The organism is Streptomyces sp. NPDC059679, assembly GCF_042734105.1.
Classification (GTDB): domain Bacteria; phylum Actinomycetota; class Actinomycetes; order Streptomycetales; family Streptomycetaceae; genus Streptomyces.
The window spans coordinates 133,003-151,622 of sequence record NZ_JBHWES010000004.1 but is presented as its reverse complement, the minus strand read 5'-3'; the positions used below and the strand labels follow the sequence as shown (position 1 = coordinate 151,622).

At 73.0% G+C, this 18,620-nt stretch carries 7 protein-coding genes (1 of these 7 running past the window's edge); 1 reads left to right on the top strand and 6 read right to left on the bottom strand.

The window, feature by feature from the left end:
* Positions 1-78: 78 nt before the first annotated feature.
* The 6 genes from ACFV2X_RS07325 to ACFV2X_RS07300 are packed head-to-tail and all read right to left on the bottom strand — an operon-like array spanning position 79 to position 5,039.
* Positions 79-1,185: an HAD-IIIC family phosphatase gene (locus ACFV2X_RS07325; protein WP_385612579.1), complete on the bottom strand. Its 1,107-nt coding sequence runs from the start codon at positions 1,183-1,185 to the stop codon at positions 79-81.
* Between the two features lie 10 nt (positions 1,186-1,195).
* A complete protein-coding gene (locus tag ACFV2X_RS07320; protein WP_385612576.1) occupies positions 1,196-2,182 on the bottom strand; it encodes a 3-oxoacyl-[acyl-carrier-protein] synthase III C-terminal domain-containing protein in 987 nt (328 codons plus the stop codon).
* On the bottom strand, positions 2,179-3,285 hold the full coding sequence (locus tag ACFV2X_RS07315) for an acyl-CoA dehydrogenase family protein (protein WP_385612573.1): 1,107 nt from the start codon (positions 3,283-3,285) through the stop codon (positions 2,179-2,181). The genes ACFV2X_RS07320 and ACFV2X_RS07315 overlap by 4 nt, the downstream gene beginning before the upstream one ends.
* Positions 3,272-3,553 carry an acyl carrier protein gene (locus ACFV2X_RS07310; RefSeq protein ID WP_385612572.1) on the bottom strand — a complete coding sequence of 94 codons (282 nt, stop codon included), beginning with the start codon at positions 3,551-3,553 and terminating at the stop codon, positions 3,272-3,274. Before ACFV2X_RS07310 ends, ACFV2X_RS07315 begins: the two co-directional genes overlap by 14 nt.
* Positions 3,550-4,230, bottom strand: a complete 681-nt coding sequence (locus tag ACFV2X_RS07305; RefSeq protein ID WP_385612570.1) for an O-methyltransferase — start codon at positions 4,228-4,230, stop codon at positions 3,550-3,552. The genes ACFV2X_RS07310 and ACFV2X_RS07305 overlap by 4 nt, the downstream gene beginning before the upstream one ends.
* Positions 4,230-5,039 (bottom strand): 3-hydroxyacyl-CoA dehydrogenase family protein, encoded by an 810-nt coding sequence (locus tag ACFV2X_RS07300; protein ID WP_385612921.1) that lies wholly within the window; start codon positions 5,037-5,039, stop codon positions 4,230-4,232. The genes ACFV2X_RS07305 and ACFV2X_RS07300 overlap by 1 nt, the downstream gene beginning before the upstream one ends.
* Before the next feature lie 707 nt (positions 5,040-5,746).
* On the opposite strand from ACFV2X_RS07300, the gene ACFV2X_RS07295 reads away from it, so the two are divergent.
* Positions 5,747-18,620, top strand: partial view of an amino acid adenylation domain-containing protein gene (locus tag ACFV2X_RS07295; protein WP_385612568.1) — the 5' portion only. It continues 10,571 nt past the right edge of the window; 12,874 of the gene's 23,445 nt are visible here — the first part of the coding sequence; its start codon is at positions 5,747-5,749; its stop codon lies off the right edge, out of view.

Below are 18,620 nucleotides of genomic sequence, written 5' to 3'. Positions count from 1 at the left end.
CGGTACGGGCTCTCGGCAGCCTTCAGCCGGACCAGGTACTCGGGGTCCTGCCGGCACCCTTCAGCCGCGGCGATCGGGTCAGCCGTCCGCCGTGCCCCACTCGATCAGCTCGCGCCCGGGGCCGAACAGGCGCGGGGCGAGCACCTTGAGGTGAGGCGGTGCGGACTGGCGGGAGGGTTTGAGGAGGAGGGTCTGGACGCCGTCCTCCGCCGGGTCCGGCTGGCCGGGGGCGTCCTCGAAGCCTGCGAAGCGGTAGGCGACCTCCATCATCCGGTTGCGTTCGGTGCGGCGGAAGGCCGCGGTGAGGGTGGTGCCCGCGCGGGCGGCCTCGTCGGTGAGCCAGCGCAGCAGGGCCGCTCCCACACCGAAGGACACCACGCGGCAGGAGGTGGCGAGGAGCTTGATGTGGTGGGCGTCGGGGCGCCGTTCGAGGAGGATGACGCCGATGGCGCCGTGCGGACCGAAGCGGTCGGTGAGGGAGGCGACCAGCACCTCGTGCCGCTCGTCCACGATGAGGGAGCGCAGGTCCTGGTCGGAGTAGTGGACGCCGGTGGCGTTCATCTGGCTGGTGCGCAGGGTGAGTTCCTCGACGCGGGAGATCTCCTCGTCGCCCGCGTGCTCGATGCGCAGTTCCAGGGACAGGGAGCGCAGGAACTCCTCGTCGGTGCCGCTGTGCTCGGAGCGCTCGGATTCCCGGCGGAAGCCCGCCTGGTACATCTCCCTGCGGCGGCGCGCGTCGTGGGTGACCACGGTCGGGCTGAACTCCGGGCGGGCAGGGAGGGACAGCGCGTCCTCGGCCGGGTAGCAGCGCACGTCGGGGAGGTGGAACTCGACCTCCGCCCGCTCGGTCGGCTGGTCGTCGATGAAGGCGACGGCCGACAGCGCGAAGTTGAGCTCGTCGGCGATGGCCCGGACGGAGACGGACTTCGCGCCCCAGCCGATGCGCGGCAGGACGAAGTACTCGGCGAGCCCGAGCTTCTCCAGTCGCTCCCAGGCGTGGGTGTGGTCGTTGCGGCTGGCGACCGACTGGAGGATGCCGCGTGAGTCGAGTTCGACCACGACGTCCCTGATCGCGGAGGGGATCTCGACCTCGTCGCCCTCCAGCAGGGTGCCGCGCCACAGGGTGTTGTCCAGGTCCCAGATCAGGCACTTGACGGTGGGGTGCTGCTCGGTCACGTGGTCCATCCCTCCCGGTTCACACTTCCCACAGGGTTACGGTCCAGGCGGCGACCGGGCTGTTGCTGATCACCAGGACGTGGTCGCCGTGAGTCAGCTCCCCGGTGGCCAGCAGGCGGTCGAGGTTGAGCACGACATCCATCGGGCCGAGGTGGCCCAGTTCGGCCAGGTGCGCCGCGCAGACCGGGTGGATCGGCACGCCCAGCGTGGCGTGCCAGAAGTCGAACGCGCTGGCGGTGACGTTCTGCATCAGCATGGTGGCCACATCGCCCTTGCCGACGCCCGCGTCGGCGAGGACCCGGTCGACCAGCGGGCCGAGGCGGGTACGGCTCTGCATGGCGAGCTCGAAGGAGTAGCGGTCGTTGTCGGCGCACTCCTCGCGCCACTGGGACCAGGGCTGGTCCTTGTACTCGACCCTGAACAGGTCGTGGAAGGAGCTGTCGGCCTCCATCCGGTGGGCCTTGAGCACCGGGCGGCCGCCCCGGACCAGGGTCATGGCGAAGGCCCCGTCCCCGATCACCGTGACCGGGCGGCGGACCCGGGCGGCGGCGGTGGGCCGGCTGCCGTAGGTGATCAGCACGCTCTGCCGGGCGGGGTCGCCGAGGATCAGATCGCGGCCCAGTCCCCAGGCGGCCGAGGAGCCGGCGCAGCCCAGACCGTCGATGGTGAACGGAAAGGTGTCGGTCACCCCGGCCAGGTGGGAGATCTTCCCGGCGTCCGAGCCGATCAGGACGTCCGGCGCCCGCGAGCCGATGTGCAGGACGAGGTCGGGGGTGGTCGGATGCGCGGCGATGAGCTCCCGGCAGGCACGGGCGGCGAGTTCGGTGGGTTCGGTGTCGGGGAACACCCCGACCGTCCGGATACCCGCCTGCTCGGCGAACTTCAGCTCCTCGTCGCTGAGCAGGTCCAGCTCCGGCAGGTCCTCGACGGCCACCCGCTCTTCCGGCAGCAGGCAGTACACCGCCCCCAGGCCGACGGTTCCCGCGGTTTCGGTTCCGATGGTCATGTCACCCTCTCCAGAGCGCGCTCCGCGAGGATGAGCTGACAGATCTCCTCGCTGCCCTCGATGATCTGCATCAGCTTGGCGTCCCGGTACGCCCGGGCCACCGTCCCGCCGTCCACCGACCCCGCCGAGGCCAGGATCTGCACCGCGGCGGAGGCGGCGTGCGCCGCGTGGCCCGCGGCGGCGTGCTTGGCGAGCACCGATGCGCTGCTCAGCTCGGCGGAACGGCTGTCCCAGCAGCCGGAGGCGTGCTCGCACAGCCGGGTCGCGGTCTGCTCCGCCACGTACATCTCGGCCAGGTGGCGGGCGACGAGTTGGTGTTCGGCCAGGGGCTTGCCGAACTGCTCGCGAGCGCGGGCGTGGGTGGCGGCGGCTGAAAGACAGGCGCGGATGATGCCGACGCAGCCCCAGGCCACCGACAGCCGGCCATAGGTGAGCGCGATGGTGGTGAGCAGGCCGAGCGACACGCTCGCTCCCGAGAGCACCCGCGTCGCGGGCAGGCGCACATCTTCCAGGAGTACGTCGGCGTGGCCGGCCGCGCGACAGCCGAGCGGCTGCGGGATGGGCCGTACGGTGACTCCGGGCGCCCGAGTGGGCACCAGCACCGCGGCCGCGCCGTCCTGGTAGCGGCCGAACACCACCAGCACATCGGCGTAGGCGGACGCGGTCGACCACACCTTGTGCCCGTTGAGGACCACCGAGTCGCCGTCGTCCACGACCGTGGTGGCGATCGCCGAGAGGTCACTGCCGGCCTGCGGTTCGCTGAACGCCACCGCGGCGAGGTCGCCGCGGGTGAGGGCGGCGAGCTCCTTCGAGCGCTGCTCCCGGGTGCCGAACCGCTGGATGGTCCAGGCCGCCATGCCCTGTGAGGTCATCACGGACCGCAGCGAGCTGCACAACGTCCCGGCGTGGGCGGTGAGTTCCCCGTTGTCCAGGCCGGACAGGCCCCGCCCGCCGAACTCGGTGGGGACCTCCGCGCACAGCACGCCCTCGCCGCCGAGCCGGCGGAGGGTCTCCAGCGGGATGGCACCCGCCAGATCCCAGTCGCCGGCCCGGTCCCCGACCTCCTCGCTCAGCAGCGCGGCCAGTTCCTCACGCGGCGTCATCTGTCTGGGCCAGACGCAGGACGAGCGCGGTCATGGCGTTCACCGTGCGAAAGTTGTCGATCTTCAGGTCCGGTCCGGCGATGGCGACACCGAAGGTCTGCTCGACGTGGACCACCAGTTCCATCGCGAACATGGAGGAGACGGTCCCGGAGGCGAACAGATCGGTGTCCGGCTCCCAGTCGGTCTTGGTGCGCTCCCGCAGGAACTGCTGCAACGCGGCCGCGACTCCTTCCGCCGTGAGCTGACGGTCGGCGGTGGGGTTGCTCATCTCTGCTTCCTCTCAGGCTTCTTGTGGACGAGAGTGAGGCCGTCGGCGACGGGCAGCATGGAGATCTCCACGCGCTCGTCGTCGCGCAACCGGGTGTTGAGTTCGCGAATGGCCACGGTGTCCGGATCCTGGTGGTTCGGATCGACGACCCTGCCGAAGAACAGCGTGTTGTCCAGCACCAGCAGCCCGCCTGGGCGCACCAGCTCCAGGGACTGCTCGTAGTACCGGAGGTAGTTGGTCTTGTCCGCGTCGACGAAGGCCAGGTCGAAACTGTCCTCGCCCGACTGGGACTTCAGCTGGTCGAGGGTGTCGGCCGCGTCCCCGAGTCGCTGGTCGATCCGGTCGGCGACGCCGGCCCGCTCCCAGTAGCGGGCCGCGATGGCGGTCCAGCGCTCGCTGATGTCGCAGGTGACCACGGTGCCGCCGGGGGGCAGGGCGCGTGCCATGCACAGACTGCTGTAGCCGGTGAAGGTGCCGACCTCCAGTACCCGGTACGCACCGGTCAGCCGCACCAGCAGAGCGAGTAGCTGCGCCTCCTCCGGCAGGACCAGCATCGCCTGGAGCATCGGCATTCCGGCCGTCTCCTCGCGCAGGTCGCGCAGGATGTCGTCGTCGCGCAGCGACATGTGCCGGACATAGTCCTGGAGTTCGTCGGTGAGGCCGAGCTGACCCGCCATCAGAGGCCGACCGCGTAGGTGTAGAAGCCGCGCCCGCTCTTGCGGCCCAGTTCGCCGTCGGCCACCTTCCGCCGCAGCAGCTCGCAGGGGCGGCAACCGTCGTCGCCGGTGCGCTCGTACAGCACCTCCAGCGAGTCCACCAGGTTGTCGATGCCGATCAGGTCGGCGGTGCGCAGCGGGCCGGTGCGGTGTCCGAGGCAGTCCTGCATCAGCGTGTCGACGTCCTCGGCGGTGGCCCGTCCCTCCTGGACCACCCGCGCCGCGTCGTTGATCATGCGGTGCAGGACCCGGCTGGTGACGAATCCGGGGCCGTCGCCGACCCGGACGCCGCGCCGGTCGAGCGCGGCGAGCAGCCGCTCGACCGAGGCCAGGGCCCGCTCGCCGGTGCGGGAGCCGCGGATCACCTCGACCGTGCGGATCAGGTACGAGGGGTTCATGAAGTGCACCCCGAGCAGGTTCTCGGGGCGCGGCAGTTGCTGCGCGAGCTCGTCCACCGGGATGGATGAGGTGTTGGTGACCAACGCGGTGTCCGCGCCGACGTCCGCGCCGACCTCGGTGAGCGCCTTGACCTTCAGGCCGGGCTCCTCGGTGATCGCCTCGATCACCACATCCGCGCCTCGGCAGTCGGCTGCCGAGGCGCGGATCAACAGCTCTCCCTGGGGTATGCCGGGCCGGGCGCCGAGGAGCTGGGCCGTCCGCAGCTCGCGCTCGACCCTGGCACGGGCCCCCGCGCGCTTCTCGGGGTCGGTCTCGACCAGGACGACGGGGACACCGTGGATCAGGGCCAGGGTCGTGATGCTGGTGCCCATGACACCGGCCCCCAGTACGGCCAGCCGAGGGGTCGGCTCTTCCTTGCTCACCACATACCTCCGCCAGTGCGGTTCAACAGTGGATCGAACGGACAGCAACCCGGGCGGGTCTCGTCGTCGGCATGAGGGAAGGGGCCGGAAAGACTCGATGCCCAGCGGCAGACGGATCGTAAGCACGCCATTCCGGAAATCGCCACCTGCCCCCGTGCGAGATGACTCACAAATACGGCGCCATTTTCTCATATCGGCGCGTCGGCGTGGACCCTATCACGTGCCTTCTGGGGGGCGCCAGGCGGCATTTTGGGGCGAATGCCGGTGGGCTGCTGTGCTACTGGGATCCCTGACAACCTGTTTGTTTCTCCTCACGGCGAGGGCGAATCGGATAGCGATTGGGGTGGATAGGAGGTAGGGGTGAACATGGGGTGTTTCGCTCTGAATGAGCATCAGAAACCGCTGATCCAAAGATGGTTGCCGCGACTTGATGTCTGATGTTACGTTGCAACGGCGATTCAAGCTGACGGGGAGCGACTACCGAGAGTAGTTCGCGGACAGTGATGCCGACGGGGGCAAGGCTGAAGTCATTCGACTTTTATTGCGCGTTTAACCAATTCTTCTTCTTTTGCTGTGCCGCCGTGCGGTGCGGCGCTTTGAGTGTGCCGTCATAAACGTTCGAGCCATGAGTCACTGTGACCACGAGACAAAGGCCTATGGACGACAAGCGTGCTCTTCTTCTGAAACTGCTGGCATCCGTACAGGAACGCGCGGCGCCCGGGGCCACGGCGGAGCGCGAGGATATCGCGGTCATCGGCCTGGCCGGGCGGTATCCCTCGGCGAGGACCCCGGACGAGCTGTGGAGCAACGTCGTCGAAGGCCGCAACTGCGTCAGTGAGGTGCCCGCCGACCGATGGCGGATCGACGAGCACTACCACCCCGACGGCCAGGGCGGGCGCAGCTACAGCAAGTGGGGCGGCTGGCTGGAGGACGTCGACAAGTTCGACCCGCTGCTCTTCCAGATCTCGCCGTCGGACGCCGAGGAGATGGACCCCCAGGAGCGGCTGTTCCTGGAGACGGTGTGGGCGACCATCGAGGACGCGGGATATCGGCCCCGCGGGCTCGGCGCGGGCAATCCGGTGGGCGTCTTCGCCGGCGTCATGAACAACGACTACGAATGGCTGGCCGGGGAGAGCAGCGCCTTCGGGGTGCACACCAACGCGCGCTCCGCCCACTGGTCGATCGCCAACCGGGTGTCGTATGTGCTCGATCTGCGCGGGCCGAGCCTCACGGTGGACAGCGCCTGCTCGGCCTCGCTCACCGCCGTGCATCTGGCGTGCGAAAGCCTGCGACACGGAGAGTGCCGGGTGGCGGTGGCCGGCGGGGTGAACCTGATCCTGCACCCGGCGCATCTGCGGATGCTGGCCGACCGCCAGATGATTTCGCACGGTGACCAATGCCGTAGCTTCGGCGCGGACGCCGACGGATTCGTGGACGGCGAGGGTGTGGGTGCCGTTCTGCTCAAGCCGCTGAGCGCGGCGGAGGCTGACGGTGACCGAATCTACGCGGTTTTGAAGGGCTCGGCGATCAACGCCGGCGGAAGAACCAGCGGTTACACCGTGCCCAACCCGACGGCCCAGGCCGAGGTGATCCGCGCGGCGATGCGGCGGGGTCAGGTCGACCCCCGGACCGTCACCTATGTGGAGGCGCACGGTACGGGAACTCCGCTCGGCGATCCGATCGAGATCGCCGGGCTGCGCGAGGCCTTCCGCGACGAAAGCGGTGCCGTATCCGGTGCGGGCGGTGGAGGCTGCGCCATTGGTTCGCTCAAGTCGAATATCGGCCATTTGGAATCCGCCGCGGGCATCGCCGCCCTGGCCAAGGTGCTGATGCAGCTGAAGCACGGCGTCCTTCCGCCCTCACTGCACTCGGCCGAGCTGAATCCGGACATCGACCTGTCAAAGACGCCGTTCAGGGTGCAGCAGGAGGCCGGGCCCTGGGCCCGTCCCGTACTGCGCGACCGCGACGGTCGGGAGGTGGAGTTCCCGCGCCGCGCCGGAATCAGCTCCTTCGGCGGCGGCGGGGCGAACGCGCATCTCGTCGTGGAGGAGTACCGGGACAGCAGACCCCGCACCCGGGACGGCGGGGACGCCGAACTGATCGTGCTCTCCGCGCTCACGGAGGAGCGGCTGCGGGCCTACGCGGGCGAGCTGGCCGACTTCCTCGGCCGGCGGTCGACCACGGGCACGTCCCTCACGGAGTGCGCCCGGACGGCCGCCGAGGTGCTTCGGGTGCGCCCGGAGGACCTGGACCCCGACCTGGACCTCGTGGACCACGGGTTCGGCGCGGCCGAACTGGTCGCGCTGAGCGAGCGACTGGGGCTCGACCACACCGTCTCCGGGGAGATGTCGCTGCGCGACCTGGCGGGCGAGGCGGGCGACGGGCCGGCCCCCGCACTGGCCGACGTCGCCCACACGCTGCGGGTCGGCCGGGAAGAGCTGGACGTCCGGCTGGCGTTCCCCGCGACCGATCTGGACCGGTTACGCGAACTGCTGCGGGCAGTCGCGGCGGGCGAGGCGGCCGACGTCGAGCTGAACGACGCGAGCCGCACCCGCCGATTGCAGGACGGGGACGCCGGGAACCGGCTGGCGCGCGCCCTGGCCGAGGGCGACCTGCGCGCCGCGGCCCGGCTGTGGACCGAGGGCGCTCCCGCCGACTGGCCCGACACCGGCGCCCGCCGGATCGGCCTGCCCACCTATCCCTTCGCCCGCAAGCGCTACTGGATCCCGTCCCCGGCCGGCCACGTCGGACCGGCCCCCGCACCCGCCCCGGTCCTGGCGCACGCCACCAGCCGGACCACCACCGAAGCATTACGCCACCCGGAGCCCGCGCCCACCGACCGGCCGCCCGTACCGCCGAACGGCCCCGAACTGGGCTACTACGAGCCGATCTGGTGCCCCGAGGACCAGGCGGCCCCCGCACCCCCCGCCGCCGAGCCGCACCGGGTGGCGGTGCTGACCCCCGGCGAGCCCGACGCCCTGGCGCGGGCGCTGCTGCGCCACCACCCCGGGGCCCGGCTGTTCCGCCTGGACCGGGACGACCCCGCCGCCCTGCTCGCCGAGCCGGTCGGTCACCTCTACCACCTCGGCGGCACGCGACTCCCCGACACCTCCGACGGCGGGCTGCGGGACGGCGTGCTCGCGCTGTTCCGGACGCGCGTCACCCAGGGTCGGCTCACCGTCGTCACCGCGGGCGCGCACGAGGACAACCCGCACGCGGCCGGGATCCTGGGCTTCGCCCAGGTGATGGCCGCCGAGTGCCCCGGCCTCGACATCACCTGCGTGGACGTCTCGGACACCGACCCCGAGCAGGCGATCGCCGCGGTGCTCGCCGAGCCCCCGCACCCGGCCGGCCGGGCCGTGCTGGTACGCGCCGGCCGCCGGCACGTACGGCGGCTGCTCGCGACCCCCCTGCCCGCGCCCGAGCGCTCCCCCTACCGCACCGGCGGGACCTATCTGGTGGTCGGCGGGACCGGGGGCATCGGCCAGGCCCTGTCCTTGGACCTCGCGTCGCGGCACGGCGCCAACCTGGTGTGGCTCAGCCGCGGAGAGCCGGGCCCCGAACAGCAGGAGACCGCACGGCGGGTGCGGGAGGCCGGCGGCCGGCTGCTGCACCTGCGGGCGGACGTCGCGGACCCGGCCGCGCTGCGCGAGGCCGTGGCGGAGACCAAGCAGCGGTTCGGCGCGCTGCACGGCGTGTTCCACGCCGCGATGACGTTCAACACCAGCACCATCGCCGAACTCACCGAGCCCGAGCTGCGGGCCGCGATCGCCGCCAAGGTCGACGGCTCGCTCGCGCTGGCCGCCGCCGTGGCCGGGGAACCCCTGGACTTCCTGGCGTTCTTCAGCTCCGTGGGCTCATACGTCAGCGCCGCGGGCAACGCCGCCTACGTGGCTGCCAGCACCTTCCAGGACGCCTACGGGCGGCTGCTCGCCACCGAGCGCCCCTATCCCGTACGGGTGATCAACTGGGGCTACTGGGGCCGGACCGGATCCGGCGCCCAGCCCGGCCTGCGGCAGATCTTCCAGAAGACCGGCGTCGCCGAGTTCTCCGTAACGGAAGGGCTCGACGCCCTGGAGCGGGTGCTGGCCGGCTCCCTCGTACAGGTCATGCCCATCCGCGCGGACCGGCGGGCCCTGGAGGCGATGGGGCTGCGCAGGTCGGCGCTGGCCGAGCGGATCGGCCGGCCGGCCACGGCCGGCGCGGGCGCCGACGCGGTGGTGGCCGGCTACGAGCGGCTGACCGCGCTGTGCGAGTCCGTGCTGCTCGGCGTCTACCAGCGGATGGGCGCCCTGCTCCGGCCGGGCGAGCGGCACACCGTGTCCGGCCTCGCCGACCGGCTCGGCATCGTGCCCAAGTACCACCGGCTGCACTCGGCCCTGCTGAACATCCTCGCCGACGCCGGACACCTCACCGTCCGGGGCGACGAGGTCGAGGTGGCGTCCACCCCGGACGAGAGCGACCCGCACCGCTGGGACGGCGAATTCGACCGGATCGCCGCCGACCACCCGGACATCGCGGCCACCGTGACGCTGACCCGGCTGTTCCTGCGCAGCTACCCGGAGGTGCTGCGCGGCGAGGTCGTCGCCACCGAGATCATGTTCCCAGGCGGCTCGATGGAGCTGGTCCAGGACTTCTACCGGGGCAATCCGCTCACCGACTCCTTCAACGAGCTGGTCGCCCGGGCGGTGGCCGAGTACGCGCGCGCGGCCCTGCCCGCGCTCGGCGCCGGGCAGCGGCTGCGCCTGGTCGAGTTCGGGGCCGGCACCGGGGCGACCACCGATCGGGTGCTGCCGGTGCTGTCCGCACACGCCGACCGGGTCGAGTACGTCTTCACCGACATCTCTCCGGAGTTCCTGGACAGCGCGGAGCGCCGGTTCGGCGCGCGCTATCCGTTCACCCGCTTCCGCACCCTGAACCTGGAACCGAGCCTGGCCGGGCAGGGGTTCGAGCCGGGCAGTGTGGATGTCGTGCTGGCCACCAACGTGGTGCACGCCACCTCCGACCTCCGCGCGACCCTCCGCAAGGCGCGTGAGCTGCTGCGCCCGGGCGGCTGGCTGGTGCTCAACGAGCTGACCGCGATCCGCGCCGGCATCACCGTCACCGGCGGGGTGCTGGACGGCTGGTGGGCCTTCGCCGACGGCGAGCTGCGCATCAAGGACGCGCCCCTGGCCCACGCGGGCACCTGGCAGCGGCTGCTGGTCGAAGAGGGCTTCACGGACACGCTGGTGCTGGACCGCGGCCCCCGGCTGGGCCAGCACGTGATCATCGGGGAGAACGCCGCCCGCCCCGCGCCCGCCACCGCCCCGGCCGTGTCCGCTGCGGCTGCCGCGGCCGTACGACCGGTGTCCGCCGGCGCCACCGGCGCGGACCCCGACACCGCCGCCGCCCCGCTGCTGCCCCGGCTCGCCGCGATCTTCGAGGCGGCACTGAAGCTGGATCAGCCGCTCGACCCGGACCGGCCGCTGTCCGAGTACGGCTTCGACTCCCTGAGCGGCACGCGGATCGCCGGAGTGATCGAGGAGGATCTGGGCGTCCGAGTACGGCTGGGCGACCTCCTCCAGCATCCCACCCTGCGCGGCCTGGCCGGCCATCTCGCGGAGAAGGGTGTGAACGGAGCCGGTCCGGCCGCGGCGCCCCCCGCGCCCGAGGAGTCGGCCCACCGACAGGAACCGGTGGAACCGGTGTCCTTCCCGCTCTCGGTGGGCCAGCGGGCGCTGAGCGTCATCGAACGGACCGCACCGGGCAACTACGCCTACAACCTGCCCCTCGCCTTCTGGCTGGACCCGGACGTCGACGTGGCCGCCCTGCGCGCGGCGCTGCGGTCCATGGTCGACCGCCACCCCCAGCTGCGGGCCCGCGTGGTCGGCGAACGGCAGGTGGTCGACCCGGGCCGGGAGCTCGCGTTCACCGAGCGGCGGCTGGACACCAGCTCCACCGGGGACCTGGACGCGGTGCGCGAGGCGGCCCGGGCCTGCCTGCGCGAGCCCTTCGACCTCGCCGCCGGGCCGCTGCTGCGGGCCACGCTGTTCGGCCTGGCCGACGGCCGCCACGTCCTGCTGCTCACCTTCCACCACATCGTCTTCGACGGCGTGTCCATCCCGGTCTTCCTGCGCGAGCTGTCCGCGTTCTACCGGCAGTCCCCGCCGGCCGGCGCGCCCAAGGCCACCTTCGCCGACTTCGTACGCGAACAACAGGACCTGCTGGCCTCGGAGCGCGGCGAGCGGCTGCGCGCGTACTGGCTGCGGCAACTGGCCGGAGAGCTGCCCGCGCTGCGCCTCCCGCTGGACCGCCCGCGCCCCGTCGTGCCCGGCTACCGGGGGGCCTCCCTCGAAGGCCGCCTGGAGGCGGGCCCGATCGAGGCGGCCGGGCGGCTGGCCGACGACGAGGGCACCTCGCTGTTCTGTGTGCTGCTCGCCGCCTACGTCACGCTGCTGCACGGCTACGCCCCCGGGGACCGGGTCCTGGTCGGCACGCCCGTCGCCGGGCGCCCGTCGCCCCAGTACGCCGATGTCCTCGGCTACTTCATGAACATGGTCGTGCTCAAGCACGACCTCGACCCCGAGCGGGACTTCAGGACCCTGCTGCGCGGCGTGCGGGACACCGTCCTCGAGGCCCTGGAGCACAGCGACTACCCGCTGCTGACGCTGGCGCAGGAGCTCCGCGCTCCGGGCCGCCTGTTCGACACCGCGTTCTACTTCCAGAACTGGGTCAAGGACGGCGGCGACACCGCCCCGGTGGCCGGCGTGTTCCCCGGGGTGCACCAGGAAGGCGAGTTCGACATCACCCTGGAGGTGGTCGAGGAGCCCGAGGGCGCCCGGTACTGCCTCAAGTACAACCCGGACCTGTTCGACGAGGACACCGTGCGCCGGCTCGGTGAGCGGTTCGCCCGGCTGCTCGACGCGGCGCTGGCCGAGCCGGACGCCCCCCTCGACCGGCTGACCCGGCGGGCCGGCGGCGAGCAGGCCACGGCCCACCAGGCGCCCCTGGCCGGCCGCCGGGCCGTGCACGACGGCCGCACCCTGCCCCAGCTGCTCGCCGAGCAGGCCCGCCGGACCCCCGACGCCATCGCGGTGTCCGACCCGGACACCGAGCTGACCTACCGGCAGCTCATGGAGCGCGTCGAACGGCTGGCCGGCCGGCTCAGGCGGCGCGGAGTCGCCCCCGGCCGCACCGTCGGCGTGCTGGTCCACCGCTCCCACGACATGCTGGTGGCCCTGCTCGGCGTGCTCGCGGCCGGCGGCGCGTACGTACCGCTCGACCCGGACTACCCCGCCGAGCGGCTGCGTTACATGGCCGAGGACGCCGGGCTGCGCCTGCTGGTCACCCAGTCCTCGGCGCGGGCCGGCCTCGGCACCGAAGTCCTGCTGCTCGACGCGCCGGGGGACGACCCCTCCCCGGCCGTGGACGGTCGGCCGGCACAGTCCGCCGCGACCCCCGACGACCCCGCGTACGTCATCTACACCTCGGGCTCCACCGGCCGCCCCAAGGGCGTCCAGGTCCCGCACCGGGCCCTGACCAACCTCCTGCTGTCGATGGCAGAGGAGCCGGGGCTCACGGCCGACGACCATCTGCTCGCGCTCACCACGGTCTGCTTCGACATCGCCGGACTGGAGCTGTTCCTGCCGCTGATCACCGGCGGCCGGGTGGAGATCGTGCCCACCCACATCGCCCGGGACGGCGTCCTGCTGCGCCGTCTGCTGGAGGCCGGCCGGGCCACCGTCGTCCAGGCCACCCCCGCCACCTGGAAGATGCTGCTCGCCGCCGGATGGCGGGGAAACAGCCGGCTGAAGGTCCTGTGCGGTGGCGAGGCGCTCGACCAGGACACCGCCCAGGAGCTGCTCGCCCGCGCCGGCCAGGTGTGGAACATGTTCGGGCCGACCGAGACCACCATCTGGTCCACCGTCTGCCGGCTGGCACCGGGTGACCGGGTCACCATCGGCCACCCGATCGACAACACCCAGCTGCACGTCCTCGACACCCACGGCAGGCCGGTGCCGGCCGGTGTCCCCGGCGAGCTGTACATCGGGGGCACGGGCCTGGCCACCGGCTATCCGGGCCGCCCGGAGCTGACCGCGCAGCGGTTCGTCACCATGGCGGGCGACCGCCGCTACCGCACCGGTGACCTGGTGCGGACCCTCCCCGACGGCCGCGTCGAGTATCTGGGCAGGCTCGACGCCCAGGTGAAGGTGCGCGGCTTCCGGGTGGAGCCGGGCGAGGTCGAGTCGGTGCTGCGCGGCCGGCCGGGGGTGCGCGAGGCCGTCGTGGTGGCGCGCCGGGTCGGCGGCGAGAACGTGCTGTACGCGTTCCTGGTGCTGGAGGACGGCGCCAACGTGCCGACCAGGGACGCGCTCGCCGAACACCTGCCCGCGCACCTGGTGCCGGACGCCCTCGTGGCGCTGGCGGCGCTGCCGCAGACCCTCAACGGGAAGGTGGACCGGGCCCGGCTGACCGACGCGCCCCTGGACGAGCTGCGCGGGGCGTCCGCGCCGGAGCGTCCGGCGGTGGCGGTCGGCACCGGCGAGCTGGCCGGGATGATCGCCGACATCCTCGGCATCGACGTCTCGCAGGTGCGCCACGACGCCCCGCTCGGCGAGCTGGGGATGAACTCCGTCAGCTTCACCGCGCTCAGCACCCGGATCGGCGAGCGGTACGGGATCGAGGTGCTGCCGACGCTGTTCTACCGCTTCCCGACGCTCGCCGCGGTGGCCGCCCACCTGGCCGGCGGCGGGGCCGCGGACCCTGCCGCGTACGACACGGGCGCGTACGACACGGGCGCGGACGTCCGCGCGGACGCGGGCCGGGCCGGGGCTGCCGAGTCGACCGTACGGCCGGCGCCCGAGCGGCCGGCTCCCGGGCGTCCCAGCGGGGCCGGGGACATCGCGATCGTCGGCATGGCCGGCCGGCTGCCCGGCTCGGCCGACCTGGCGGAGTTCTGGGACCACCTGGAGCAGGGCCGGGACCTGGTCGGCGAGATCCCCGCCGACCGGTGGGACTGGCGGGCGCACGCGGGCGAGTCCCGCTCGCGCTGGGGCGGATTCCTCACCGACGTGGACCGCTTCGACGCGGCCTTCTTCTCCATCTCGCCCCGTGAGGCCGAGCTGATGGACCCTCAGCAGCGGCTGCTGCTGGAGGTGGTGTGGTCGGCGATCGAGGACGCGGGCTACCGGGCCTCGGACCTCGCGGGCAAGCGGGTCGGGGTGTACATCGGCACCACCAACTCCGACTATCCCGAGGTCCAGCGGGCCGCCGGGCGAGCGGTCGACGCGCACACCCTGACCGGCGCCGCGCAGTCGATCATCCCGAACCGGATCTCCTATCTCCTCGACCTGCGCGGCCCCAGCGTGGCGGTGGACACCGCCTGCTCGAGCTCGCTGACCGCCGTGCACCAGGCGGTCGCCGCGCTGCGCGACGGCAGCTGCGACCTGGCGATCGCGGGTGGGGTCAGCCTGATCCTGGACCCCGGTCTCTACGCGGCGCTCAGCCAGGGCGAGATGCTCAGCGAGGACGGGCGCTGCAAGGCGTTCGACGCCGCGGCCAACGGCTATGTGCGCGGTGAGGGCGTGGGCGTCGTGGTGCTGCGCGACCACGCGGCGGCCCGCCGGGACGGCGACCCGGTGGCCGCCGTGATCAAGGCGACCGCCGTCGGCCACGGGGGCCGCACCACCTCGCTCACCTCCCCGAATCCGAACGCGCAGACCGAGCTGCTGGTCGAGGCGTACCGGGCGGCGGGCATCGACCCCCGGACGGTCGGCTACATCGAGGCGCACGGCACCGGGACGGCCCTGGGTGACCCGATCGAGTTCGGTGCCCTGAAGCAGGCGTTCGCCGAGTTGTACGGGGACGCGGAGCCGGGCGCGGAGGCCGGCGGGCCGCGCTGCGGGATCGGCTCGGTGAAGACCAACATCGGCCACCTGGAGGCCGCCGCGGGCATCGCCGGGCTGCTGAAGGTCGTCCTCGCGCTGCGCCACCGCACCCTCCCGGCCAGCCTGCACTTCCACGAGCCCAACCCCTATCTGGAGCTGTCCGGCAGCCCGTTCGAGATCGTGGACTCCACCCGGTCCTGGCCGGCCCCCGTGGCCGCGGACGGCACCGCACTGCCCCGTCGGGCGGGGGTGAGCTCCTTCGGCTTCGGTGGCGCCAACGCGCACGTGGTGATCGAGGAGGCGGCGCCCGCCCTCACCGGGACGGACCATGGGCATCGTGCGTCCGGTCCTGACGGGGAGCTGTTCGTGCTGTCCGCCAGGACCGGACGCGCGCTGCGGGAGCAGGCGCGGCGGCTGGCCGCGTTCGTCCGCGCCGAGCGGCCCGCCCCGGCCGACGTCGCCCACACCCTGCGCATGGGCCGCGAGCCGATGGAACACCGGCTCGCCTTCGTCGCCCGTGGCCGCGCCGAACTGCTGGACCACCTGGACGCCCACGCCGAGGGCCGGACCGAGCCCGGGGCGCTGACCGGCCGGGTGCCCGCCGGGCCGCGGCGCGACGCGACCTCGCGCGGCGCCGCCTGGCGGGAGTACGTGCGGGCGCTGTGCGCCGAGCGCGACCTGGAGGCGTTGGCCCAGCTGTGGGCCGAGGGCGCGGACGTGAGCTGGCCCGGGCTGCCGCCCGCCCGCCGGATCGGGCTGCCGGCCTACCCGTTCGAACGGACCCGGCACTGGGTCGAATCCACGGCCGGGAGCGGTCGGACCGCGCTGCTGGACGAGAACGTGTCGACCTTCGGCGAGTCCGCCTTCGCCAAGCGGCTGACCGGGGCCGAGTTCTTCCTCGCCGATCACGTGGTCGGCGAGGAGCGCGTCCTGCCCGGCGTGGTGTATCTGGAGATGGCCCGGCTGGCGGGCGAGCGGGCACACGGCGCCGCCCGGGTCCGGCGCATCGACGACGTCGTCTGGGCCGCACCCGTCGCCCTCGCCCCCGGGCAGTGCCACGACCTGCGCGTCGCGGTGGCCCCTTCCGGCGCGTTCGACATCACCGGGGAACAACCGCACGCCCGCGGAACGCTCGTGTTCGAGCGGGCGGGTGAGGCGGGCGCGGTGGCGGAGCGGATCGACCTGGCCGCCGTACGGAGCCGGTGCTCGCGCACCAGGAGCCGGCAGGAGGCCTACGACTACTTCGAGAGCCTGGGCTTCCGGTACGGGCCGGGCTTCCGCGTGATCGAGGAACTGGCGCTCGACGACGCCGAGGCCCTGGCCCGGCTGCGCCGCCCCGACGTCGGCGACCACCGTTTCCACCCGTCGCTGCTGGACGGCGCGTTGCAGACCGCGGGCTGGCTGGTGTCCGGCTCGGTGTCGCACCTGCCGTACTCGATCGGGTCCGTGACGCTGCGCGCCGAGCTGCCGGAGGTCTGCTACGCGCATGTCACGGTGGTGCAGCGGCGCGCCGACGGGCAGGTCTTCGACATCGCGCTGACCGCCGAGGACGGCACCGTGGTCGCCCGGATCGAGCGGTTCACCCTGCGCGCGGTGTCCCGGCCCGAGTCGGGTGTGCATGCCTTCGAGCCGGTGTGGCGAGAACCTGACGACAAGAAGGATGACACCGGCGCCGAGGTGGAGCTGCTGGCCGTCGTGGACACCGGCGACGGGCGGGCGGCGGAGCTGCGCGGTGAACTCCTGCGGCTGGTACCCGGGCTGAACGTCCGCGTCGGCGACCCGGGCGCGGCCTCGCACCTCGTCCACCTCGCCCCCCGGGGCGGGCTCGACGAAGCCCTCCGCGGCGGCTTCCACACCGCGCTGGAGGTGTGCCGGGCCCGGATCGCCGGACGCCGCGGGCCGCTGCGCTATCTGTACGTCCACGGCGACGAGCCCGGGGCGGCCGGGGCGGCACACGCCGCGCTGGACGGCTTCGCGCGCTCGATCGGGCAGGAGCACCCCGGGATCCGGATGACCGTGCTCGCCCACACCGGCGCCGCGTCCGCGTCCGCCGCCGACCTGGCCCGCCTGGTGCTCGCCGAACTCCGCGGCGGCGAGCCGGAGCTGCGGGTCGACGGGGCAGGGCGTACGGTCCGCGGCTGGCGGGCGCTGACGCTGCCCGCGGCCGGGGCGTCACCGCTGGCCCGGGACGGGGCGCACATCATCACCGGGGGCTCGGGGAAGCTGGCCCGTCTGGTCGCCCACCGGATCGCCCGGCACCCCGGCGCGGGTGTCGTGCTGGTCGGCCGCTCGGAGCCGCCCGAGGACACGCCGGAGGGCTGGCTGTACCTCCAGGCCGACGTCGGTGTGCGGGACGACGTCGAGCGGGTGGTGCGCGAGGCCCGGCACAGGTTCGGACGCATCGCGGGCATCGTGCACGCGGCCGGGGCGCTGCGGGACTCGCTGGCGCTGCACAAGAGCGGGGCGGACGCCGACGCAGTGCTCGCGCCCAAGGTGCGCGGCTTGGTCCTGCTGGACGAGGCGACCAGGCGGGACCAGCTCGACTACTTCGTCGCGTTCGGCTCGACCGCCGCGGTGTTCGGCAACGTCGGGCAGACCGACTACGCCTTCGCCAACAGCTTCCTCGCCCACTACCTGGAGCGGCGGCAGCCCGGCCGGGGCCTTGCGGTCGACTGGTCGCTGTGGCGCGACGGCGGGATGACCATCGACGCCGAGGCGCGGCAGGCGATGCGGCGCGCGTTCGGCATGGAACCGCTGCCGACCGAGGCCGCCCTCGACGCGCTGGAAGGCGCGCTGGCGAGCGGGGCCTCCCACGTCCTGCTGACCGCGGGCGACCGCGGCCGCATCGAGGAGGCGCTGCTGCGGCGCCCCGCCGTGCCCGCCGGCGCCCCGGACCCGGCGCCGCGGCCGGCCGGCGAGACCGCACCGGCGGACGGGGACCCGGCCGGCGATCCGCGCGGCCCCGCCGAGGAGTTCCTGCGCGGGCTGCTGGCCGCCGAGCTGAAGATGGCGGCCGACGACATCGCCGCGGACGAGTCCTTCGAGCACTACGGCATCGACTCGCTGCTGGTGCTCAGCCTCACCCGCGAGCTGGAGCGGCACTTCGGCCCGCTGTCCAAGACGCTGTTCTTCGAGTACCTGACCGTCGCCGAGCTCGCCGGGTTCCTGGTCGAGCAGCACGGTGAGACGCTGCGGGAACTCGTCGGCCCGAGGCGCCAGGACGAACACCAGCCGTCGGCCGTCGCCAACGCGGCCGTGCCCGCGAGCGCCGTGCCCGCAAACGCCGTGCCCGTGGCCACCGCGACCGCCCGGGTCGAGCCCGCCCCGGCGCCCGTGCCCGCGCCCGTGCCCGCGCCCACCCCCGCCGAGGACGAGATCGTGATCGTCGGGGTGGCCGGACGCTATCCGCAGGCCGACGACCTCGGGCAGTTCTGGCGCAATCTGCGGGAGGGCCGGGACTGCGTCGAGGAGGTCCCCGAGGACCGCTGGGACCACGACCGGTTCCATGACCCGGACCGCGACGCCCCGGGCAAGACCTACGCCAAGTGGGGCGGCTGGCTGTCCGACGTCACCTCCTTCGACCCGATGTTCTTCCGCATGTCCCAGGTGGAGGCAGAGCACATCGACCCGCAGGAGCGGCTCTTCCTGCAGACCGTGTGGCATC